Origin of the sequence: Pseudomonas sp. CFBP 13710, from assembly GCF_014842235.1 — a bacterium.
In the GTDB taxonomy this organism is placed as follows: domain Bacteria; phylum Pseudomonadota; class Gammaproteobacteria; order Pseudomonadales; family Pseudomonadaceae; genus Aquipseudomonas; species Aquipseudomonas baltica.
The window spans coordinates 643,681-665,494 of sequence record NZ_JACYVJ010000002.1 but is presented as its reverse complement, the minus strand read 5'-3'; the positions used below and the strand labels follow the sequence as shown (position 1 = coordinate 665,494).

Here is a 21,814-nt window from a genome sequence, read left to right as displayed (position 1 = left end):
AAAGCGCTTTTGCCGCATCCGCCTTTGCGTAAGCGGGGGTTACCGCCCCGTGAACTCGGGGCCTGAGCGAAAGACCGCGGCAGTATACCCCAGTGCCAGCACCGCGGCGCAGCACCCGCCCATCCTGCCATTTCACCCCTTGGGTGGCGCACAGGGCCTAACAAGGCCTAGAATTCAGTATCCGCATAGTCTTCCAAGGTAACCTGTTAATGTCCTTCGCCGAGCAACTGACCCGCCTGCAAGCCTTCCTCGACGCCGATGAGCTGCATGACGAGGCGCTGGACTACGTCGCCGCCCATGGCTACCTGACCGCCCTCTCCATCTGTTCCGAAGAGGTGCCCGAGCGCGAGTGGATCGACGCCTTGTTCGCCGAGCCGCCGCACTACAGCGACGATGCCCAGCGCGAAGAGATCGAAGGCACCCTCATCCAGCTCAAGGCGCATATCGCGCGCCAGCTGGCCAGCGACGAGGAGTTCGAGCTGCCCTGCGAGCTCGACCTGGGCGACGAGCCGGATGATTCCGACCTGCGCGGCTGGTGCATCGGGTTCATGGAAGGGGTATTCCTGCGCGAGGCCGCCTGGTTCGAGACCGCCGAAGACGAAGTCAGCGAGATGCTCCTGCCGATCATGGTCGGTTCCGGCCTGTTCGACGAGCAGCCGGAGTTTTCCGACATTGCCGCCGATGCCAATCTCATGGACGACATGATCGTGCAGATCCCCGAAGCGCTCACCGCCCTCTACCTGCTGTGCAACGCTCCGGACGAGAAACCGGCCATCCTCAAGCCCCGTCATCACTAAGTCCTGCGCCATGCGGCCGGCTCGGTCCGCCTGGCTGCGTTACCTGCTGTTGGGCATCGGCTGCATCAGCGTTGCACTCGGTGTCATCGGCATCTTCCTGCCGGTGATGCCCACTACCCCCTTTCTGCTCCTCGCCGCAGCGTGCTTCGCGCGAAGCTCGCCGCGCTTCCATGCGTGGCTCCTCGGCCATCCGCAACTCGGCCCTTTGCTCAAGGCCTACCTGGGCGGCGAAGGCATTCCGCGCAAAGCCAAGGTGCTGGCCATTGGTTCCACGTGGGTCAGCATCGCGGTGTCCTGCTGGCTGGTGCCCTGGCCGTGGCTGGGTGTACTGCTCGTGGGCATCGCGATGGCAGTGACCGTCTATATTGCTCGTCTGAAGACAAGTGCCGTAAAGGGTCAGCATCCGTTGGGCAATGATGTCGACGAACGGTCGATACTCGACAAAAACCGAATGAAATCAACTGACTAATCTCATCTCTCGGAATGAATCAACGGTGATACACCCTATATTCACTGTGACAATTTTCCGTCACTAACCGACTGCAATTTTCCGTCTTCTCTCGCCTATGCCCCGCGACCCCCGAAAACGCTGGCGTTGCGCCTTCTTTATCGCCGAACCCCGCTCACACCGCGCGCCTCAGGAGCAGTGAAATCTATTTGCCATCATCGAAACGAATGATGGCATAAGTGTTTTTTGCTCTATATCATGTGAAAATTCCGTTGAACGCGCTGCTTTCGGCGCCTCGGTTGCGCTTGTTACAAACCCGAAACGGACTTTTAAACGAGTTATTCGCCAACATTCTGGCGTCTGCACGACTTCACACATCACGGAGAAGCACCCGAATGCGCGTTTTCACCCCCATCTGCAGCGCGATTTTGTTGGCCATGGCGTGCTCGCACGCGCAAGCCATGTCGCTCACCGAGGCGATCCAGAGCACCGTGGATAACCACCCTGAGTTGGCATCCAACATCAACAGTCGCCTTGCCGCGGATGAGGACACGAAGATTGCCCAGGGTGCCTACCGCCCCAGCGTCGATTTCGTTGCAGGCTACGGTCGCGAGCGTTCGGACAACCTGAACACCCGCGCACGCGGCAATCACAACAAGGAAACGCTGAACTACACCCAGTCCGAGTTGCGCCTGCGCCAGATGCTGTTCGACGGCTCCAGCGCCTCCAGCGAAGTCAGCCGGACCCGCTCGACCGCCACGTCGCGTGCCTACTATGTGCAGGCTACCGCCCAGGACCTCGCCCTGCGCGCCGTTCAGGTCTACCTCGACGTACTGCGCAACCGTGAACTGGTAACCCTGGCCAAGAACAACCTGCAGGCGCACCTGCGCGTCAACGACCAGATCGGCCTGCGCAGCGAGCGCGGCGTGGGCAGCACCGCCGACGTCGACCAGTCGCGTGCTCGTCGCGCCCTCGCCGAGAACAACTACAACACCGCTCAGGTCAACCTGGCCGATGCCGAAGCGGCCTTCTTCAGCGCCGTGGGCCGCATGCCCGACGAACTGGAACCGCTGCCTTCGATGCGTGGCGAACTGCCGGCCGACCTGAACGCCGCCCGGCAGTCGATGATGGAAAACAATCCGTACCTCAAATCGGCCCAGGCCGACGTACAGGCTGCCGAAAGCCAGTACGCAGGCGCCAAGTCGGCGTTCTACCCACGGATCGACGCTGAACTGGCCACCGGTGCCAACAACAACCTCTCGGGCGAGCGCGGCCACAACAACACCGACTGGCGTGCCGGTGTGAGCATGAGCTACAACCTGTACCGTGGCGGCAGTGACAAGGCTCGCTTGCAGGGCGATGCACATCGCATCAACCAGGCCATGGACATCCGCAACAATGCCCTGCGTCAGTTGAACGAGAACATGGCGCTGTCGTGGAACGCGATGAAAAACGCCAGCACGCAGATTCCGTACGCCCGTGAATACGCCGAAACCACCACCCGCGTGCGAGCGGCCTACCAGGACCAGTTCGGCCTGGGCCAGCGTACCCTGCTCGACGTACTCGACAGCGAGAACGAGCTGTACACCGCCAACACCCGCTACGCCGAAGTGCGCTACACCGAGGAATACTCGATGTACCGCGTGCTCTCGAGCATGGGTGAGCTGCTGGCCAAGACCCGCGTCGTGCTGCCAGCCGAAGCCGTTGCCCTGAGCGAAGTGAAGAGCGAAGCGCGCCTGCCAGACATGCGCTGATTGCCGCTACGCCGAACCCCGTGACCGCTCGTTCGCAGCCGGTCACGGGGTTCGCATGACGAAAGCCCTGGGCTCAGCTCAGGGTTTCGTCGATCACCAGCACCACCTTCCCGGAAATCTGATTGCTCGCCAGCGCTTCGAACGCCGCTTCGGCGTCGGCGATCGGAAACGTCTTGGCCAACTGCGACTTCAAACGCCCTTCGGTGAACAATGGCCATACATGCTGGCCCAGGTCACTGAGCAGGTCGGCCTTGAACTGATCGTCACGGCTGCGCAAGGTGGAACCCTGCAGGCGCACCCGTTTGCCCAGCACCTTGGCCAGGTCGAACTGCGCCTCGCGACCGCCCATCAGGCCGATCATCACCCAGCGCCCGTCCAGTGCCACCACGTCGAGGTTCAGCTCGCTGTAGTTGGCGCCGACCGGGTCGAGGATCACATTGAAGGGCCCCAGGTCCTTCAGCGCTTCAAGCCCGTCGCCGCGTACCACACCGCCCTGGGCGCCCAGCGCTTCGCAATAGGCCAGGCGCTCGGCGGAACCGACGCTGACCCAGGTCGGGTTGCCGAACGCCTTGCACAGCTGGATCGCCGCCGAGCCAATGCCACTGGCACCGGCATGCAGCAGGACCTTCTCGCCCGGCTGCAGGTCGGCCAGCTGGAACAGGTTCAGCCACACCGTCGCGTAGACCTCGACGATGCCCGCGGCTTCGTGCAGGCTCAGCCCCTCGGGCACAGGCAGCACATGGCGGCCATCGACCACCACTTCTTCAGCCATGCCGCCACCAGCCAGCAAGGTACAGACACGGTCGCCGACCTGCCAGGACGATCCCACGCCGACTTCGCTGATGACGCCCGCACATTCCAGGCCAAGGATATCGCTGGCACCCGGCGGCGGCGGGTACAAGCCTGCGCGCTGCATCAGGTCGGCCCGATTGAGGCCGGCCGCGGCTACCCGAATCTTCACTTGACCCACGTCACACGTCGGGCTCGGTTGTTCGAGCCACTCCACATGTCCTTCCACGCCTTGCAATGCCTTCACGGTGCCTCCATAGTTGAGTCATGACTGAGCCCGACGCCTTGGCGTCGGGCTTTTCGCATTATGCGTCCGGCTTCAACGGAACCGGCGAATTCAAAGACGGCCTAATATGCGTGATCAATTGCCCCCACGTCGAATCAGCATGAAGCATTTCATTCCCGGCAGTGCCCTGGCGCTGTGTATCGGCCTCGGCACCCTGTCGATGTCCGCCAATACCTTCGCTGCCAACAGCTGGGACAAACTTCAGCCGGATCGCGACGAAGTGGTGGCCAGCCTCAATGTCGTCGAGCTGCTCAAGCGTCATCATTACAGCAAGCCGCCGCTCAACGATGCGCGCTCGGTCATCATCTACGACAGCTACATCAAGCTGCTCGATCCCTCGCGCAGTTATTTCACTGCGGCCGACATCGCCGAATTCGACAAGTGGAAGACCCAGTTCGACGACTTCCTGAAGAACGGCAACCTGGATCCCGGTTTCGTCATCTACAAGCGCTATCTGGACCGGGTCAAGGCACGCCTGGACTTCGCCCTGGCCGAACTGAACAAGGGCGTCGACAAGTTCGACTTCACCACCAAGGAAACCCTGCTGGTAGACCGCAAGGATGCCCCTTGGCTGAAAAACGAGGCCGAACTCGACGACTTGTGGCGCAAGCGCGTGAAAGATGAAGTGCTGCGCCAGAAGATCGCCGGTAAGGACGCAGCGCAGATCCAGGACACCTTGTCCAAGCGCTACAAGAACCAGCTCGCGCGTTTGGACCAGACCCGCGCCGAGGACATCTTCCAGGCCTACATCAATACCTTCGCCCAGTCCTACGATCCGCACACCAACTACCTGTCTCCGGACAACGCGGAAAACTTCGACATCAACATGAGCCTGTCGCTCGAAGGTATCGGTGCGGTCCTGCAGAGCGACAACGACCAGGTCAAGATCGTCCGCCTGGTACCCGCGGGCCCGGCCGACAAGACCAAGCAGGTCGCCCCTGCCGACAAGATCATCGGTGTCGCCCAGGGCGACAAGGAAATGGTCGACGTGGTCGGCTGGCGCCTGGATGAGGTGGTCAAGCTGATTCGCGGCCCGAAAGGCTCCACCGTGCGCCTGGAAGTCATTCCGCACACCAATGCGCCCAACGACCAGACCAGCAAGATCGTTTCGATCACCCGCGAAGCGGTCAAGCTCGAAGAGCAGGCGGCGAAAAAGTCGATCCTCAACCTCAAGGAAAACGGCCGCGACTACAAGCTGGGCGTGATCGAGATCCCTGCGTTCTACCTGGACTTCAAGGCGTTCCGCGCCGGTGACCCGGACTACAAGTCGACCACCCGCGATGTACGCAAGCTGCTTACCGAATTGCAGAAAGAGAAAGTCGACGGCGTGGTCATCGACCTGCGCAACAACGGCGGCGGCTCCCTGCAGGAAGCTACCGAGCTGACCAGCCTGTTCATCGAGAAAGGTCCGACCGTGCTGGTGCGCAACGCCGATGGCCGCGTCGACGTACTTGAAGATGAAAACCCCGGTGCGTTCTACAAGGGCCCGCTGGCGCTGCTGGTGAATCGCCTGTCGGCTTCGGCCTCGGAGATTTTCGCCGGCGCCATGCAGGACTATCACCGCGCGTTGATCGTCGGCGGCCAGACCTTCGGCAAGGGCACGGTGCAGACCATCCAGCCGCTCAACCATGGCGAGCTCAAGCTGACCCTGGCCAAGTTCTACCGCGTCTCCGGGCAGAGTACCCAGCACCAGGGTGTACTGCCGGACATCGCCTACCCGTCGATCATCGACACCAAGGAAATCGGTGAAAGTGCCCTGCCCGAAGCCATGCCCTGGGACACCATCCGCCCGGCCATCAAGCCGGCCAGCGATCCGTTCAAGCCCTACCTGGCCAAGCTGACCGCCGACCACGACGCCCGCACCGTCAAGGACCCGGAATTCATCTACATCCGCGATCGCCTGGCCCTGGCCGAGCAGTTGATGAAAGAGAAGACCGTCAGCCTGAACGAAGCCGACCGTCGCGCGCAGCACAGCGATATCGAAGCCAAGCAGCTGGCTTTGGAGAACACCCGACGCAAGGCCAAAGGCGAAGAACCGCTGAAAGAGCTGAAGAAGGAAGACGAGGATGCCTTGGGTGCCGATCCGGACAAGACCAAGCCGGAAGATGACGCCTACCTCGCGGAAACCGGGCGCATTCTGCTCGACTACCTCAAGCTCAACACGTCGGTGGCCAAGCATTGACCGGAGCATGGCCCTGCATTGACGGATAGGTGACAGGACGGTCATCAAACCGACATGAAGCTGTCGTGAAATAGGGACCCGCTGCGCCTGCAGCGGGTCTTTTTTTCGTCTGGCCCGCGGCTTTCGACCCGTTCGCGCGACCGGCCAGCACGACATTCAGCAAGGTAGGAACCGATGACCGTCATTGAACAGCTCAGCGCCCTGGACACCATTCTTGCCCAAAGCGGTGTGCACTGCTTGTTCCAGCCGATCGTGTCACTGTCGCAACGGCAGATACTGGGCTTCGAGGCATTGAGCCGGGGGCCGTCGAACAGCCCGTTGCATTCGCCCATCAATCTGTTCGGGGTGGCACGCCAGGCCGGTCGGCTCAACGAGCTGGAAGTGATGTGTCGGGAAACCGCCTGCCGCCGTTTCAGCGAACAGCGCCTGGACGGCAAGCTGTTTCTCAACGTCTCGCCCGAGTCGCTGCTCGAACCGCTGCACGAGGACGGCCGCACGTTGCAGCTGTTGCAGCGCTACGGCATCAGCCCGAGCCAGGTGGTCATCGAACTCACCGAGCAGACTCCTACCGACGATTTCCAACTGCTGTTCAACGCCCTGCATCACTACCGCGCCATGGGCTTTTCGATTGCCCTGGACGATCTGGGTGCAGGCTATTCAAGCCTGCGCCTGTGGTCCGAGTTGCGTCCGGACTACGTAAAGATCGACCGACACTTCATCGACGGCATTCACCAGGATGCGCTCAAGCGCGAATTCGTCGGTTCCATTCTGCAGATCGCCAAGGCTTCCCGGGCCCAGGTGATCGCCGAAGGCATCGAGCTGGTCGAGGAGTTGCTGGTATTGATCGAAATGGGTGTCGACCTGGTCCAGGGTTATCTGCTCTGCCGCCCTCAGGAACAGCCGCCACGGGACGCACGTGGGCTGGTCCCGCGGCTCGAGGACGGCAATCCGCCGCTTGGCGACAACGGCAGCGACCTCGCACCGTTGATCATCGAGCAGGCTGCGGTGCATCGCGATACGCCGACTCAGCAGGTCCTGGAAGCCTTCCGGCTGCAGGCCAACCTGAACACCCTCGCCGTCGTCGACGGCGAGCGGCGCCCCTGCGGCATCGTTCATCGGCACTCGCTGTCCGATGCATTGCTCAAGCCATTCGCCACCGAGCTGTTCGCGCGCAAGCCGATCAGCCGATTGATGAGCAATGATTTTCTGGCAGTGGACTGCAAACAATCGCTGCAACAGGTCAGCCGTTTGCTCACCGGGCGTGCGCGGCAGCGCATCGAGGAAGACTTCATCGTCATCCAGGGTGGGTGCTACCTGGGGCTGGGCCGGGTCATCGACGTGCTCAAGCTGATCACCGAGCTGAAAATCCAGCAGGCCAGGCATGCCAACCCCTTGACCCTGTTGCCTGGCAACGTGCCGATCCAGCAGTGCCTGACCCGTGTGCTGGAACAGGGCCGCGAGGCGATCATCTGCTATGTGGACATCGACAACTTCAAGCCCTTCAACGACATCTATGGCTACGCACGTGGCGATGAGGTGCTGCTGTGCCTGGCCCAGTGCCTGAGCGAGCGCGTGGATCCGAGCCGAGACTTCGTCGGCCACATCGGTGGCGACGATTTCATCCTGGTCATCAGTCCGGCCGACTGGTGCCGGCGCCTGAGTCAGTTACAGGAAGACTTCCAGCACCAGTGCCGGCGCTTCTATCGCCCCGAGCATCTGCAAGCAGGCTGTTTTCTGGCCACGGATCGTCGCGGCGAGCAGCAACGATTTGCCCTGCTGTCGCTGTCCATCGGCGTGGTTCATTTGCGGGCCGAGGCCTGTAGCCTCATGGATGGCAGTCAACTGGCGGAAATGGCTTCGCAGGCCAAGCACCTGGCCAAAGAGGTCCAGGGGTCCAGTGTGCACGTGATCGACACGCAGCTCGCCGAGTCGGCCTGACGACTCAGGCCGTCGTAGTGGGCGGGTAGATGTATTCGAACACCCGCGCCACTTCCGAGGCATGCCACGAGGCGGCGGCAACGCCATCCGACGGGCCGCAGAAACGTCCGAGTTTTTCCGCACACTCGAAAAAACCGGTACGCGGCAGGCGGCTGGCGCCCTGGCTGATCACCAGAGAGCTGCGCAGTGGCTGATCGGCGCGGGCGTCGATCATGGCCAGGTATTCGAGTGCCGCCGTCAGTGTCTGCATAGCGGGCGTGGGCAATTCCAGGCGTTCGAGCAGCGCGCGGTAGGTGAGCAGGTGACGCTGGCGGCGAGCGTGGTCCAGCTCGCCGAGCAGGCCGTCCCATTGCTGCCGACTGATGCGCACGCTCACGAGCGGGTGCTCCAGCCCGGCACCCCCAACTCCCAGGCGAGGCTGCGGCGAATGGCGGCATCCGGCTCCCGCTCGCCGGTTTCGATCATCGACAGGTAGGAGGGACTGATGCCCACGGCGCGCGCCAGGCTTTCAAGCGGCAGGCCCTGCGCCTCGCGCAGTTCGCGCAGACGCTCGAAGCCTGGCGGGGGGGCGAGCGGCGCAGCGCCGACAGGGCCGGCAGCAGGCTGCGAGGCTGCGACGTCGGCAGAGGCGCCAACCGGGTTGACCGCAGCTGCAGCAATCAACCGCTGATACTCGTCCCATGGCACGACCGCATACTCCGGCTGGCCGTCGCGGCTGATCACTTGAACCCCCATTGCATCCTCCCGCCCGATGAGCGCGCACATCGGACGATGCGAGCGTAATGGCGGAATGTTAACAGGGGATTGCCGACTCCGGGGCGTTAACTGCGCGCCAAAGCCAGCGGGGCGGCTTCAGCGGTGGGACTTTTCCAGTTCCAGATCCTTCTCCGAGGCTGGCAGGCGTTCGAGCACTCGCAGTTTCTCCGGCGACTGACGCTGACGCCAGGCACGGAACGCATCGAGTTCCCCGGACAGGGTCTTCATCACCCAGGCCAACACGGCAATGTCATCGAGCATGCCGACACCGATCAAAAAGTCGGGGATCGCATCGATGGGGCTGACGAAATAGACCAGTCCGGCAACGATGGACACCAGTGCCTTGGGGCTGATGCTGCGGTACTCGCCGCGCCAGTACGCCAGGCACAGGGCCTGCAGCAGTTGCACGTCCTCTTTCAAAGCGCCCAACCGGTAGCCCTTGCCCTTGCGTGCCACGGCGAAGATCAGGGCCGGCAGACGGCCTCGACTCAGGACACGTTCGGCAATGGGCAGGAAACGAGTGAAATTCCAAGGTGCTTTCATGAGCCCTCCGATGCCGAATGATGGTTTGAGGTTATCCACAGTATTTGTGGATAACCTTGTGAACAGAGCCGCTTTTCGCGCCTGACCTGCCCGGTTTCCAAGGGCTGAGGTCAAATCGGGCGTTTTTTACTCACACAAAAAACCCACGAAAATCCTTGACGCAGCGTTCTGAAAACAGTTACTGCCGCTTCCTTTAAGACCCATTGGCACAGACCCGGTTCAAACGAAAACGCCCCGTCGAGACGGGGCGTTCCGGGAAACGAAGCAGCTTACTTGGCGGGTGCTGCTTCTTCGACTTCAGCGTCGTCGGTTGCAGCTTCAGCGTCAGCGGCAGCCTTGGCTGCGTCCTTGATGGCGATCAGCTCGAGGTCGAACACCAGCACCGAGTTGGCTGGGATGGTCGGGCTCGGGCTCTGCGCGCCGTAGGCCAGATCAGCCGGAATGAACAACTTGACCTTCTCGCCCACGTGCATCAGTTGCAGGCCTTCGACCCAGCCCGGGATCACGCCGCTGACCGGCAGATCGATCGGCGCGCCGCGCTCGATGGAGCTGTCGAAGACCTTGCCGTCGATCAGCTTGCCTTCGTAATGAACGGTAACCACATCGGTCGGCTTGGGCTGGGCGCCTTCGGCCTTCTTGATGACCTGGTACTGCAGGCCGGAGGCGGTAGTGACCACGCCGTCTTTCTTGGCATTGTCCTCGAGGAACTTCTTGCCGGCGGTCTGCGCCTCGGCGTTCATCTTGGTCATGCGTTCTTCGGCGCGCTTCTGCAGATCGGCAAAGGCTGCGACCAGGTCGTCGTCCTTGATCTTCTGCTCTTTCTTGCCGACGGCGTCTTCGATACCCAGGGCAACGGCCTTGGAGTCGAGATCGTCCATGCCTTCCTGAGCCAGGCTCTTGCCCATGTTCAGGCCGATACCGTAGGAAGCTTTCTGCGCCGGGGTTTTGAGCTCGACGCTGGTCTGGGAATCGCAACCTGCGAGGACCAGGGTGACCAAGGCAACTGCCGCCGCCAACCGATGCTGTTTCATGCTATTTCCTTGTTCATGCGCCATAAGGGCAATCGAATGAGGCCGCGAGCTTATCAGGCGGCCACGACCAATGGCTACCGGCATGAGAGAGGCAAAAAGACGATAAGTTCAGGCCAGCAAAAGGAAAGTGGTGCGGCAGCGGCTGGATGAAACATGTGTCACGCAGGGCTGGGTGCCTGGCCGTAGTGCGCAGCCACTTCACGCACCACCTCGCACAGCCACTGAGCCGGCAAGGCCAGCGGCAGCGCGGCGTTGCGGCAGATACCCACCGAACCACCCGGCTCGTGCACGCCCAGATCCAGTTCGCACAGCTGGCCGGTGGCGATATCGCGCTGCACCGCATCGCGCGGGGCCACCCAGATGGCGTCACTGCTTGCGACGTAGCGTCGACTGAGGGTCGGTGAAAGCGTTTCCAGACGTTGCGCCGAGGGCGTGATGGCGCATTGCACGAACAAACTGTCGGCATGCTTGCGAATAGTCGTACCGGCCAGCGGCAGCACCCAGGGATAGCTGCCGACCTGTTCGGCGCTCAGCGGGCGCATCTGCAGCAGCGGATGCGCCGGGCGCACCACCAGCGTCATGGATTCGCTGTACAGGTGTTCGAACGACAGACCCTGGATCTGCGGGCTGTCGGTCATGCGGCCGATCACCAGGTCCAGTTCGCCGACGTGCAGTTGCGCCAGCAGGTAGGCACCCGGGCCGGTCGCCACGCTGACCACCAGGGCGGCGTGGCGTTCGTGCAGGCGGCAGAGTACTTCGGGCAACAGCTGGCTTTCCACGGTCGACAGCACGCCGATGCGCACCTGGGGGGCTTCGTGGGGCTCGCCGCGCAAGCTGCTGACGCCGTCGCGCAAGGCCTGCACGCAGGGCCCGGCATAACGCATGAAGCGCACGCCGGCGGCGGTCAGTTCGACGCCGCTCTTGTCGCGGTCGAACAGACGGGTCTGCAACAGGTCTTCGAGTTCCTTGAGCGTCTTGGAAATCGCCGGCTGGCTGATGGACAGGCCATCGGCAGCCTTGGCGAAGCTGCCCTGGCGGGCAATTTCGAGAAAGCACAGCAGGTGGCGGAATTTGATGCGGCTGTGGAGGTTCATGGCGCCAATCGTAGCATTGGGCCATGGGGTTTGCTTTGGTAGTCAGGGCCTCTTCGCGGGCAGAGGCCAGCAAGACCACCCTAGACCCTGCCAATCTCCACCCGATCACCATTGAAGCGCACCGGCCACACCCTGATGCCCTGCTCCGGCGCCTCCAGGCAGCGCCCGTCGCTGAAACAGTAATGCTGCTTGTACAGCGGCGCAGCCACCACCAGCTCGCCCTGCAGATACCCGACGATGCCACGCCCCAGCACATTGGCGCCCGAGCGCGGGTCGTGGTTGTCGATGGCGTGCAGCACCCGGCCCTCGCCCGCGTCGGGGAGATAGAACACTGCCACCTGGTCGCCGTGCAGCCATACCACTACACCAGAATTGGCGATCAAGTCCGCTCGATCGCACACTGCTTGCCAGTCCATCGCTTGCACCGCCTTGGCCGCCTGCATCACAACACCTCCTCCATCACCGGGATCAACGTGACCACATCGCCCACCTGCGCCGGGCGACGCTGGCCACGTTCCTTGACGAACTGCACACCCGGGTCCGCACGCTTGTCGTTGACGAAGGTGCGGAAGCGCTTGAGCTTTTCCGGATCCTTCAGGGCATTGGCCCATTCGCATTCATAGTGATCGACCACCCGCTGCATCTGCGCTTCGAGTTCGGCGCCCAGGGCCAGGCTGTCCTCCAGCACGACCTGCTTGAGGAATTCCAGCCCGCCCTCCAGGCTTTCGCGCCAAACCGAGGTGCGCTGCAGCTTGTCGGCGGTACGGATGTAGAACATGAGGACGCGGTCGATGTAGCGAATCAGCTGTTCATCGTCTAGATCGGTGGCGAACAGTTCGGCGTGCCGCGGACGCATGCCGCCGTTGCCGCACACGTAGAGGTTCCAGCCCTTCTCGGTGGCAATCACGCCGATATCCTTGCTCTGCGCCTCGGCACATTCGCGGGTGCAGCCGGAGACGGCGAACTTGAGCTTGTGCGGCGAGCGCAGGCCCTTGTAGCGATCCTCGATGCGCAAGGCCATGGCCACGCTGTCCTGCACGCCGTAGCGGCACCACGTGCTGCCCACACAGGATTTCACGGTACGGGTCGACTTGCCGTAGGCATGACCGGTCTCGAAGCCGGCTTCGATCAGCTCGCTCCAGATCTCCGGCAACTCGTGCAACTGGGCACCGAACAGGTCGATGCGCTGGCCGCCGGTGATCTTGGTGTAGAGGTCGTATTTCTTCGCCACCACACCGATGGCGATCAGCTTGTCCGGGGTTATCTCACCACCCGGAATGCGTGGCACCACCGAGTAGGTACCATTCTTCTGCATGTTGGCCATGAACGTGTCGTTGGTGTCCTGCAGCGGCACCAGCGAGGGGTCCATGATCGGCTGGTTCCAGCAGGAGGCGAGGATGTTGCCGACAGTGGGCTTGCACACGTCGCAACCTACTGCGCCGCGGCCATGGCGGGCGAGCATGTCCTCGAAGCTGGCGATGCCCTCGACACGGGCCAGGGCATAAAGCTCGGCGCGGGTGTAGGCGAAATGCTCGCACAGGCTCTTGTCGACGCTGACGCCGCGGGCAATCAGCTCATGTTCGAACACTTGCTTGAGCAGCGCGGCGCAGCCGCCGCAACCGGTGCAGGCCTTGGTCTGCGACTTGAGCGCCGACAGGTCGCCACAGCCTCCATCGATGGCAGAACAGATCGCCCCTTTGCTGACGTTGTGGCAAGAGCAGATCATGGCGGTGTCCGGCAACGCATCGGCGCCCAGGGTCGGTGCACCGTCGGACAACGGCAGGATCAGCGTCGAAGGATCGGCCGGCAGGGCGATGCCGTTCTGAGCATATTGCAGCAGGGTGTCGTAGTAACTGTTGTCGCCGACCAGCACAGCGCCCAGAACGTGTTTGCCGCTGGCGTCCACCACCAGGCGCCGGTAGCTGGCGTTGGCTTCGTCGATGAAACGGTAGCTCTTGGCGCCCGGCGTGGTGGCATGGGCATCGCCGATGGAGCCGACGTCGACGCCCAACAGCTTGAGCTTGGTCGACATGTCGGCGCCGCTGAACGCGACCGGCGCCTCCCCGGCCAGCTCACAGGCGACGTTGCGGGCCATGCTGTAGCCCGGGGCCACCAGGCCGAAGACGCTGCCGTTCCACGAAGCGCATTCGCCGATCGCATACACCGCCGGGTCGCTGCTGCGGCAGTGCGGGTCGATGACGATGCCGCCGCGGGCGGCGATCTCCAGGCCGCAGGCGCGGCCCAGCGCATCCTGTGGACGAATGCCGGCGGAGAATACGATCAGGTCGGTTTCCAGGAACTCGCCGCCGTCGAAGTTCATCCGGTAGCGATGGGTCTCGCCGGCCTCGACGTTCTGCGTGGCACGGGAGGTGTGCACGCCCACCCCCAATGCCTCGATGCGCGCACGCAAGGCAGCGCCGCCGTCGACGTCCAATTGCACGGGCATCAGACGCGAGGCGAATTCGACCACGTGAGCTTCCAGCCCGAGCGACTTCAAGGCATTCGCCGCTTCGAGGCCAAGCAGACCGCCGCCGACCACCACACCACGGCGCGCACCGCACGCGGCTGCACGAATGGCGTCCAGATCGTCCAGGGTGCGATAGACCAGCCGTGCGTTGCCTTCGCAACCTGGAATCGGTGGCACGAAGGGGAACGAGCCGGTGGCCAGTACCAGCACATCGTAGCCATGCCGCCCAGTGGCGGTGACGACTTCGCGGGCCTGGCGATCGATCTCGAGTACCGGCTGCCCCAGGTGCAGGGTGACGCCGTGCAGGCCATACAGCTGGGCATCGCCCAAGGCCAGGGTTTCGGCACACGAGCCGCCGAAGTATTCGGACAAGTGCACTCGATCGTAGGCGCGCTGGCGTTCTTCGCCGAAGACATGGATCTCGTAGCGATCGACCGCGCTGCGCTCGATCAGCTGCTCGACACAATGATGACCGACCATGCCGTTGCCGATAACGATGAGCTTCTGCCGGGGCCTGAGGTTCACGAGCGCATTCATAGGTATCTCCAAGCGGGTCACGGTGTCCTGACCATCGGGCAAAAAAAAACGCCTGGAGCGAATGCTCCAGGCGCCTTTGCCTGATGGTCGGATTGAGGTTGTCCGGTAGGGTGATCGTCGTTGATCACCGGGACTTGGCCAAGGTGAAAGCAGATTGCGTGCCAGGGTGGTTTGGTGTGTGTCAGGTAGGGCCTTTCCGCGGGCAGAGGGCTCGCCGCGAAGAAGCCCTCACTGACAACAAGACCCATCCCAGTGCACCACGCACCGTTTCAGTACACATCCCGCACGTAGCGCTTGTCGCGACTGAGCTGCGCCATATAAGCCTCGGTCTGTACCTCGCTCATGCCGCCGTGCTCGGCCACTACCTGCCGCAGCACCGCATCGACATCCTTGGCCATCCGGCTGGCATCCCCGCAGACATAGAAATGGCCACCTTGCTGCAACCATTGCCAGACCTGGGCACCCTGCTGGCGCAAGCGGTCCTGGACGTAGATCTTTTCCGCCTGATCCCTGGAGAACGCTGTATCGAGCCGATGCAGATGGCCGCTGCGCAACCAGGCGTGCAGCTCGTCGCGGTAGTAGAAGTCGCTGAGCTCGCGCTGCTCGCCGAACAGCAGCCAATTGCGTCCGCTGTGGCCGAGCGCCTGCCGCTCGTGGAGGAAGGCGCGAAACGGCGCTATGCCGGTACCCGGTCCGACCATGATCATCGGTGTCTCGGGTTGGCTGGGCACGCGAAACCCGGTGGCCTTGTGCACGAAGATCGGTACCAGCGCCGCCGCCGAGCGATCCGCCAGAAAGCCCGAACACACCCCGCTGCGCACACGCTCGTTGCAGTGATAGCGCACCGTCGAGAGGGTGATGTGCACCTGCTGCGGGTCGGTGCGGGCACTCGAGCTGATGGAATACAGCCGCGGCTGCAGCGGCTTGAGCAGGCCAAGCAGTTCCTGCGTGGTGAGTGTGACGGGAAAGGCGTCGAGCAGGTCGATCAGTTGCCGACCCCACAGCCATTGCTGGAGCTCACCGGCGCGGTCGGGCGTGAGCAGCGTGGCCAGCAGCGGGTCGGCGCAGCGCTGGCCAATGAACGCCAGCCACTGCGGGGTGATGCGGGTAATGTCCAGATGCTTGTGCAACGCCACCGCCAGCGGCTGTTCACCCTGCCCCTTGAGCATCACCCGCTCGCTGCTGTCCAGGCCCAGGCACGCCAGCAGTTCCTCGACCAGGCTCATGCAGTTGCTCGGCCACACCCCAAGCGCATCGCCGGCCTCGTACACCAGCCCGCTGTCCTTGAGGTCGAACACCACATGGCGAACTTCCTTCTCGGTACCTGCCGCATTGAGCACTTGATTGTGCAGGACCCGCGCGAGCCATGGCCGCTTGCGGGTGTACAGCGGCGGGTCCTGGGTCGCCAACGCAGGCGTGCTGCCCGTTGCTGCGCCAGCAAGCAAAAGGCCGACGTCCTGCGTCCACTGCTCGGCGAGTTCCTGATCGTCGGGTTCGCACTCGACACGGGCAAGCAGGCGCTGCCCGCCCAGTTGGTGCAGGCGTTCGTCCAGCTTGCGGGCGAAGCCACAGAACTGTCCATAACTTGAATCGCCCAGAGCCAGCACAGCGTAGCGCAGGCCCGAGCAGCGCTCGATCCGCTCGGCCTGCAGCTGCGCCCACAGGCCCACGGCGTTGTCCGGTGCGTCGCCGTCGCCGAAGGTACTGGTCACCAGCAATACGTCGCGCTCGGCCAACAGGTCGGCGGGGGTGATCGCGTCCATGCCGCGCAGCAGTACCAGGGCACCGCGTTCGCGCAAGGTCTGCGCGCAGCGCTCGGCGATGGCCTGCGCGTTGCCGGTCTGCGAGGCCCAGAGCACCAGGGTCCCCCCTTGCCCGGCAAGCGGCGCAACAGCCTCGGCCAGCGCTGGATCGAGGTCGTGCAGGGTGATCTTCGGCGAGCCGACCCGTTGCAGGGCCACGGCCGCGAATTTGAACGCGGGCTGTTGCGACAGCGGATCGCTGGCGTCGCTGGTCAACGCATTGATGGCCAGGTCGCTGCCGTAGACATCGCTCCAGTGAAACGGCGCGAAGCAATTGCCTGGCCGCACTCGGTCGCTGATGCGTGCCGGCAATACCGCCTGGCCGCGCCGCGAGCGGACCTGCACTTGATCGGCCTCGCCGATGCTCAGGCGCTCGGCATCGTCGGGGTGGATTTCAATGAACGGGCCAGGGTCGAGCTTGTTCAGCGTAGCGACCTTGCCGGTCTTGGTCAGGGTATGCCACTGGTGCTGCAGACGGCCGGTATTGAGCACCATCGCGAACTGGCCGTCGGGCAGGTCGGCGGGCGGCAGATGCGGACGGGCGAAGAAACGTCCGCGGCCGCTGGCGGTCGGAAAACGCGGCCCGGCGTCGGTCAGGTAGCGAATCGGGCTGCGCGGATCGTCTTGGCCAGGGGCAGCGGGCCATTGCCGTGGCTGCTGGCGCAGTTGCGCATAGCCTGCGCCACGGATGTCATAGCCGCTCTGCGGATTGTCGAACCGTTGCAGCTCTTCATAGACCTGCTCGGCGCTGGCGTAGTCGAAGCCTTCGGCGAAGCCCATGGCGCAGGCCACCCGGGCGATGATCTGCCAGTCGGCCAAGGCCTGTCCCGGTGCGTTCACGGCCTTGGGCATCAAGGTCATGTTGCGCTCGGAGTTGATCATCACTCCTTGCGCTTCGGCCCACAGCGCAGCCGGCAGCAGGACGTCGGCGTAGCGGTTGGTTTCGGTATCGAGAAACGCATCCTGGGTGATCACCAGTTCGGCGGCCTGCAAGCCCTCGATCACTTGCCGGCGGTTGGCGACACTGGCCACCGGGTTGGTGCAGATGATCCAGCAGGCCTTGATCGCGCCCTCGCCCATTCGCCGGAACAGGTCGATGGTACCGGCGTTGCCTTCCTTGCGCAGGCTGCCGGAAGGGATGTTCCAGAGCCGCTCGACATGGGCCCGGTCCGCGTCCACCAGCAATGAGCGCTGGCCGGGCAGACCAGGCCCCATGTAGCCCATTTCGCGTCCGCCCATGGCATTGGGCTGGCCGGTCAGGGAAAACGGCCCACTGCCCGGACGGCAGATGGCGCCCGTGGCCAAGTGCAGGTTGCACAGCGCATTGGTGTTCCAGGTGCCCTGGATACTCTGGTTCAGCCCCATGGTCCAGCAACTCATCCAGTTCGCCGCGCCGCCGATCCACTGCGCGGCCTGACGGATCGCTCCTTCATCGAGGCCGGTGATCTCGGCGACCCGCGCCGGCGTGTAGTCGGCCAGAAACGCTGGCAATTCCTCCCAGCCTTCGGTGTGTGCCGCGATGAACGCAGGGTCGGTAGCGCCATCGGCATGCAACAGGTGCAGCAAGCCGTTGAGCAAGGCCAGATCGGTGCCCGGCTCGATCTGCAGAAAGAGGTCGGCCTTGTCGGCAGTGGCAGTACGTCGCGGGTCGACGACGATCAGCCTGGCGCCCGCCTTGAGCCGGTCCAGCAGGCGCAGGAACAGAATTGGATGACAGTCGGCCATGTTCGCGCCGATCACCAGGAACACGTCGGCGTGATCGAAATCATCATAGGAACCGGGCGGGCCATCGGCACCCAACGACAGCTTGTAGCCGCTCCCCGCACTGGCCATGCACAGCCGCGAGTTGGACTCGATGTGCCGAGTGCGAACGTAGCCCTTGGCAAGCTTGTTGACCAGGTACTGGGCTTCCAGCGACATCTGCCCGGAAACATAGAAAGCCACTGCATCCGGGCCATGTTCATCGAGGATCTGCCGCAAACGGCCACCGGCGTCCGCAATGGCCGCGTCCATGCTCGATTGCACCGGCTCGTGGTCGCGCCCGTGGCGCACGTAGGCATGCTGCATCCGGCCCGGATCAGTCAGCGGCTGGGCACAGCTGCTGCCCTTGGTGCACAGGCGCCCGGCGTTGGCCGGATGCTGCTTGTCACCGCTGACCTTGACCACCCGATCGTTCTCGACGGTCATGACGATACCGCAGCCCACCCCGCAGTACGGGCACACGCTACGGACAGAAGTGCGGGTCATCGGCGTTCCTCGCTGCTGGCTACAAAACAAAAACGGCGCCGGCTGCCTTCGCTCATCAGAGCGGGCAGCACGGCACCGTTGTCGTGTGGGGGCAATCGGCATCGATTGCATTGTGTGCGAGGGTGCTTGCAATACATGCGCCAACCCCATCGGATCGAGCGGATCACGTTAAACGAGGGTCAGCGCGGTTGAGTGGGTCAGGAATTTTCAGGTGCGGCGCACCGTTGAGGCGCGCTATGCACCGTGGGTGCTCAGCGACTCAGCAAGATGGACAACGTAAAAAAAGGCGCCAAGCCTTACAGTTGATCATGAGCGCACCCAGGCATCATCTATCTGGTGCAGTGAGTCTGCGGCCAATCAATGATCATTGATCAGCGCTTCAGCCACCTAAAGCAATTTCGCTTCTGTTGATCACCTTTTCATTGACCACGCGCCTTACTACCGGGACAGAAGGTTTCTTCGGCGGAATCGGCTTGATATAGCCATTCGGCTTGGATTTCTCGTTGTCGGGTTTCATTTTCTTTCTCCTGGTGGCGCCTCATCCAATGTCATTCGACGAGGGGGGGCTGCAGGTTTGACTGGAGCTGGAGGCTTTGACTGCTGTTCAGCAGTGGCTTTTTCAGAGTCACTCAATGTTCTCGACCTCATTGCAAGCAAAGCATTTTCCAGAATTATAGTCCTTTTTTCCAAATCTGCTATCTGATTACGTCCAGGACCAGCAAGGAGCTGATTCTTTAACGACGAGATCTCATCTCCTACATAGCTGTCCCTGATAGACAGGTTTTTTCTCGGAGACGATGTATCCATATCAAAGACAACGAACAGGACGCTTGCCAACACGAGAGGTATGCACGCGATCAGGAAGGCTGCAACCGATTTGAAGACCCATCTTGAACGTTGCTCGTTGACCAATGCGTTATGAGTTGCGCACCGCACGTAGGTTTGGGAAATATAAGACTCGGTTTCATGTATGGGGTCTACGAGATCAAGTTGTTCGGCATGGCTGACCTGGAAATTATATTTCTTGACCTCACTGTTATAGTTTAGTTGGTCGTCATGGTATTTCTTTACCTCAGCGGCATATGGCATTCGATTGAACTCAGACCCACTGAATGCCCTGCAGTTGAAATAAACAGAAACCGAAATAATGACAATCACCAATAGAATCAAAGAAGCGATCACATAAGCAATACCATGACGTTCAGTGAAGTCCAGAAATCTAGCCAAATACGCAGATACGGACAAGAGCGCGAAGATGGCAGTGAATATCAATTGGGTCTTGATGGAAATACTGTTCTTTATCTCCTCTTCATAGGCATACATTTTCTCATAAGTAACTTCTATGCTTCGATCCTTCAAAATAATCATCCTTAATCCGGTCATTACATCCATGGACGGACTCGATCTTCGTGATCGATTTCCCCCTCGCGGCGGCATCTGTGAATACTAGCACCCGCATGCCTGGGCTCAACGCACGCAGGCAGCATCCATCAGCTGTGCGAAGCCGCGTATGAGTCAGCCAGCCCCTTAGAGCCGGAGTGCAACATCAGGCAAACCCCCTACCTGCGGCTTCTCAGCTTTCGCCGCGCTGCAGGGCTGTCAGGCGCGCCTTGATGCCGGCGGCGGTCTGCTCACCGAGCAACTGGTCGCGCACCTTGCCTTGGGCGTCGATGATATAGGTGACCGGCAAGGCCTGGCTGCGGGGCAGCTCGAAGCGCGGTGCTGGATCCTGGGCCAGCACCGTGAAGTCGATTCCCAGGGTCTTCGCGGCGGCGCTCAATTCGGCGCCCTGCAGGTTGTCGAAATTCACCCCGAGCACGCGCACGCCCTGCCCTTCCAGGCTCTGCGACAGCGCATTGAGTTCGGGGATCTCGCGGCGGCACGGCCCGCACCATACGGCCCAGTAGTTGATCACCAGCCACTGCTTGTCCAGCGTCTTGGCGCCGACCTGCGTGCCATGCTGATCGGGCCCGTAGTCGCCGCCGCAACCGCTCAGCAGCAGGGCGCCCAGCAACAGGCCAGCCAGCGGCGCGATGTGGGTCTTGATACGCCAGTTCATGGGTCTATCCTTCCTTATTCCTGAGGCCATGCGAAAAAGGCGACCGAATACCGCCACGTGGTTAGAATACCCGCCACTGGATGCCGGAGGCGACTTTTCCCATGACCCAACTGACCCTTTACCACAATCCGCGCTGCTCCAAATCACGCGCGGCGCTGGAGCTGCTGCACGCCCGCGGGCTTGCGCCCGTCGTGGTGCTCTATCTGGAAACGCCTCCCGATGCGGCCACCTTGCACGCCCTGCTGGGCAAGCTGGGCGTCAGCGCCCGAGCCTTGCTGCGCACCGGCGAAGAGGAATACAAGACCCTGGACCTGGCCGACGCGACGCTGGGCGAAGAACAACTGGTGCAAGCCATGGCCAGCCACCCGAAACTCATCGAGCGTCCGATTCTGGTCAACGGTGAGCGCGCGGTGATTGGCCGGCCACCGGAAAACGTCCTGGAGATTCTTGCGTGAACACACCTTACATCCTGGTGCTCTATTACAGCCGCCACGGCGCGACCGCCGAGATGGCCCGACAGATCGCCCGCGGCGTCGAGGCCAGCGGTCTTGAGGCACGTCTGCGCTGCGTGCCGGCGATCTCCACCGAGTGCGAGGCCGTCGCACCGTCAATTCCCGAGCAAGGCGCGGTATACGCCAGCCTCGACGACCTGAAGAACTGCGCCGGTCTGGCACTCGGCAGCCCCACGCGCTTCGGCAACATGGCCGCGCCGCTCAAGTACTTCCTCGACGGTACCAGCAGCCTGTGGCTCAGTGGCGACCTGGTCGGCAAGCCGGCCGGCGTGTTCACCTCCACTGCCAGCCTGCACGGCGGCCAGGAAACCACCCTGCTGTCCATGCTGCTGCCCTTGCTGCACCACGGCATGCTCGTCACCGGGCTGCCCTATAGCGAGTCGGCACTGGTGGAAACCCAGGGCGGCGGCACCCCGTATGGCGCCAGCCACCACGCCGGCGCCGACGGCAAGCGCCTGCTCGACGAGCACGAAAAGACCCTTTGCCGGGCGCTGGGCAAGCGTCTGGGCCAGACCGCACAACTGTTGAGCACACCGCGTGGCTAAGTTGAATCTCGGGTTGAATCGCAGGTT

Annotated in this window: 19 protein-coding genes; 7 read left to right on the top strand and 12 right to left on the bottom strand. The window is 62.6% G+C overall.

The window, feature by feature from the left end:
* Positions 1–209: 209 nt before the first annotated feature.
* The 3 genes from IFT44_RS07645 (at position 210) to IFT44_RS07635 (ending at position 2,999) form a co-directional block, all read left to right on the top strand.
* Entirely contained in the window at positions 210–797 is a 588-nt protein-coding gene (locus IFT44_RS07645) for a UPF0149 family protein (RefSeq protein ID WP_192057523.1), read from the top strand.
* A 10-nt stretch (positions 798–807) separates the two neighbouring features.
* Entirely contained in the window at positions 808–1,266 is a 459-nt protein-coding gene (locus IFT44_RS07640) for a YbaN family protein (protein ID WP_192057524.1), read from the top strand.
* Between the two features lie 374 nt (positions 1,267–1,640).
* A complete protein-coding gene (locus IFT44_RS07635; protein WP_192057525.1) occupies positions 1,641–2,999 on the top strand; it encodes a TolC family outer membrane protein in 1,359 nt (452 codons plus the stop codon).
* A gap of 73 nt (positions 3,000–3,072) precedes the next feature.
* Here IFT44_RS07635 and IFT44_RS07630 read toward each other — a convergent pair whose 3' ends face one another.
* Positions 3,073–4,035, bottom strand: coding sequence for a zinc-binding dehydrogenase (locus IFT44_RS07630; RefSeq protein ID WP_192175692.1), 963 nt, complete (start codon positions 4,033–4,035; stop codon positions 3,073–3,075).
* A 139-nt stretch (positions 4,036–4,174) separates the two neighbouring features.
* On the opposite strand from IFT44_RS07630, the gene IFT44_RS07625 reads away from it, so the two are divergent.
* Both IFT44_RS07625 and IFT44_RS07620 read left to right on the top strand, forming a co-directional pair.
* Positions 4,175–6,256, top strand: a complete 2,082-nt coding sequence (locus IFT44_RS07625) for a carboxy terminal-processing peptidase (protein ID WP_192053901.1) — start codon at positions 4,175–4,177, stop codon at positions 6,254–6,256.
* A 174-nt stretch (positions 6,257–6,430) separates the two neighbouring features.
* Complete coding sequence (locus IFT44_RS07620; RefSeq protein WP_192175691.1) at positions 6,431–8,194, top strand: bifunctional diguanylate cyclase/phosphodiesterase; 1,764 nt, start codon at positions 6,431–6,433, stop codon at positions 8,192–8,194.
* A 4-nt stretch (positions 8,195–8,198) separates the two neighbouring features.
* Here the strand turns inward: IFT44_RS07620 and IFT44_RS07615 are convergent, their stop codons facing one another.
* The 11 genes from IFT44_RS07615 to IFT44_RS07565 form a co-directional block, all read right to left on the bottom strand.
* Positions 8,199–8,570: a hypothetical protein gene (locus tag IFT44_RS07615; protein ID WP_192053898.1), complete on the bottom strand. Its 372-nt coding sequence runs from the start codon at positions 8,568–8,570 to the stop codon at positions 8,199–8,201.
* The gene (locus tag IFT44_RS07610; RefSeq protein WP_192057528.1) at positions 8,567–8,929 is read right to left on the bottom strand and encodes a helix-turn-helix domain-containing protein; all 363 of its coding nucleotides are present in this window, start codon (positions 8,927–8,929) and stop codon (positions 8,567–8,569) included. Before IFT44_RS07610 ends, IFT44_RS07615 begins: the two co-directional genes overlap by 4 nt.
* 117 nt (positions 8,930–9,046) lie before the next feature.
* Complete coding sequence (locus IFT44_RS07605) at positions 9,047–9,493, bottom strand: YkvA family protein (RefSeq protein WP_122479188.1); 447 nt, start codon at positions 9,491–9,493, stop codon at positions 9,047–9,049.
* Positions 9,494–9,762: 269 nt separating this feature from the next.
* Positions 9,763–10,524: an FKBP-type peptidyl-prolyl cis-trans isomerase gene (locus IFT44_RS07600; RefSeq protein ID WP_122479189.1), complete on the bottom strand. Its 762-nt coding sequence runs from the start codon at positions 10,522–10,524 to the stop codon at positions 9,763–9,765.
* 158 nt (positions 10,525–10,682) lie between these two features.
* The gene (gene pcaQ / locus IFT44_RS07595; RefSeq protein WP_192175690.1) at positions 10,683–11,618 is read right to left on the bottom strand and encodes a pca operon transcription factor PcaQ; all 936 of its coding nucleotides are present in this window, start codon (positions 11,616–11,618) and stop codon (positions 10,683–10,685) included.
* Between the two features lie 80 nt (positions 11,619–11,698).
* Positions 11,699–12,061, bottom strand: coding sequence for a nitrite reductase small subunit NirD (gene nirD, locus IFT44_RS07590; RefSeq protein ID WP_192104220.1), 363 nt, complete (start codon positions 12,059–12,061; stop codon positions 11,699–11,701).
* Entirely contained in the window at positions 12,061–14,622 is a 2,562-nt protein-coding gene (gene nirB / locus IFT44_RS07585; RefSeq protein WP_192057530.1) for a nitrite reductase large subunit NirB, read from the bottom strand. The genes nirD and nirB overlap by 1 nt, the downstream gene beginning before the upstream one ends.
* 269 nt (positions 14,623–14,891) lie before the next feature.
* Entirely contained in the window at positions 14,892–18,671 is a 3,780-nt protein-coding gene (locus tag IFT44_RS07580; protein ID WP_192057531.1) for a bifunctional nitrate reductase/sulfite reductase flavoprotein subunit alpha, read from the bottom strand.
* A 379-nt stretch (positions 18,672–19,050) separates the two neighbouring features.
* Complete coding sequence (locus IFT44_RS07575) at positions 19,051–19,188, bottom strand: hypothetical protein (protein WP_163007603.1); 138 nt, start codon at positions 19,186–19,188, stop codon at positions 19,051–19,053.
* Complete coding sequence (locus tag IFT44_RS07570; protein WP_122479194.1) at positions 19,185–20,063, bottom strand: hypothetical protein; 879 nt, start codon at positions 20,061–20,063, stop codon at positions 19,185–19,187. Before IFT44_RS07570 ends, IFT44_RS07575 begins: the two co-directional genes overlap by 4 nt.
* A 181-nt stretch (positions 20,064–20,244) precedes the next feature.
* Complete coding sequence (locus IFT44_RS07565; protein ID WP_192057532.1) at positions 20,245–20,730, bottom strand: TlpA disulfide reductase family protein; 486 nt, start codon at positions 20,728–20,730, stop codon at positions 20,245–20,247.
* Between the two features lie 101 nt (positions 20,731–20,831).
* Here IFT44_RS07565 and arsC point away from each other — a divergent pair, with 101 nt between their 5' ends.
* Together arsC and wrbA are read left to right on the top strand one after the other, a co-directional pair.
* Complete coding sequence (arsC, locus tag IFT44_RS07560) at positions 20,832–21,185, top strand: arsenate reductase (glutaredoxin) (RefSeq protein ID WP_122479196.1); 354 nt, start codon at positions 20,832–20,834, stop codon at positions 21,183–21,185.
* Positions 21,182–21,787 carry an NAD(P)H:quinone oxidoreductase gene (wrbA, locus tag IFT44_RS07555; RefSeq protein WP_185793874.1) on the top strand — a complete coding sequence of 202 codons (606 nt, stop codon included), beginning with the start codon at positions 21,182–21,184 and terminating at the stop codon, positions 21,785–21,787. The genes arsC and wrbA overlap by 4 nt, the downstream gene beginning before the upstream one ends.
* Positions 21,788–21,814: the final 27 nt, after the last annotated feature.

Bases quoted from the DNA above. Each gene is read 5' to 3' on its own strand.
- IFT44_RS07600 (WP_122479189.1), bottom strand. From the start codon at position 10,524: ATGAAACAGCATCGGTTGGCGGCGGCAGTTGCCTTGGTCACCCTGGTC.
- IFT44_RS07625 (WP_192053901.1), top strand. From the start codon at position 4,175: ATGAAGCATTTCATTCCCGGCAGTGCCCTGGCGCTGTGTATCGGCCTC.
- IFT44_RS07640 (WP_192057524.1), top strand. From the start codon at position 808: ATGCGGCCGGCTCGGTCCGCCTGGCTGCGTTACCTGCTGTTGGGCATC.
- nirB (WP_192057530.1), bottom strand. From the start codon at position 14,622: ATGAATGCGCTCGTGAACCTCAGGCCCCGGCAGAAGCTCATCGTTATC.
- IFT44_RS07605 (WP_122479188.1), bottom strand. From the start codon at position 9,493: ATGAAAGCACCTTGGAATTTCACTCGTTTCCTGCCCATTGCCGAACGT.
- IFT44_RS07645 (WP_192057523.1), top strand. From the start codon at position 210: ATGTCCTTCGCCGAGCAACTGACCCGCCTGCAAGCCTTCCTCGACGCC.
- IFT44_RS07635 (WP_192057525.1), top strand. From the start codon at position 1,641: ATGCGCGTTTTCACCCCCATCTGCAGCGCGATTTTGTTGGCCATGGCG.
- pcaQ (WP_192175690.1), bottom strand. From the start codon at position 11,618: ATGAACCTCCACAGCCGCATCAAATTCCGCCACCTGCTGTGCTTTCTC.
- arsC (WP_122479196.1), top strand. From the start codon at position 20,832: ATGACCCAACTGACCCTTTACCACAATCCGCGCTGCTCCAAATCACGC.
- IFT44_RS07570 (WP_122479194.1), bottom strand. From the start codon at position 20,063: ATGGATGTAATGACCGGATTAAGGATGATTATTTTGAAGGATCGAAGC.
- IFT44_RS07610 (WP_192057528.1), bottom strand. From the start codon at position 8,929: ATGGGGGTTCAAGTGATCAGCCGCGACGGCCAGCCGGAGTATGCGGTC.
- IFT44_RS07580 (WP_192057531.1), bottom strand. From the start codon at position 18,671: ATGACCCGCACTTCTGTCCGTAGCGTGTGCCCGTACTGCGGGGTGGGC.
- IFT44_RS07575 (WP_163007603.1), bottom strand. From the start codon at position 19,188: ATGAAACCCGACAACGAGAAATCCAAGCCGAATGGCTATATCAAGCCG.
- IFT44_RS07565 (WP_192057532.1), bottom strand. From the start codon at position 20,730: ATGAACTGGCGTATCAAGACCCACATCGCGCCGCTGGCTGGCCTGTTG.
- nirD (WP_192104220.1), bottom strand. From the start codon at position 12,061: ATGCAGGCGGCCAAGGCGGTGCAAGCGATGGACTGGCAAGCAGTGTGC.
- IFT44_RS07620 (WP_192175691.1), top strand. From the start codon at position 6,431: ATGACCGTCATTGAACAGCTCAGCGCCCTGGACACCATTCTTGCCCAA.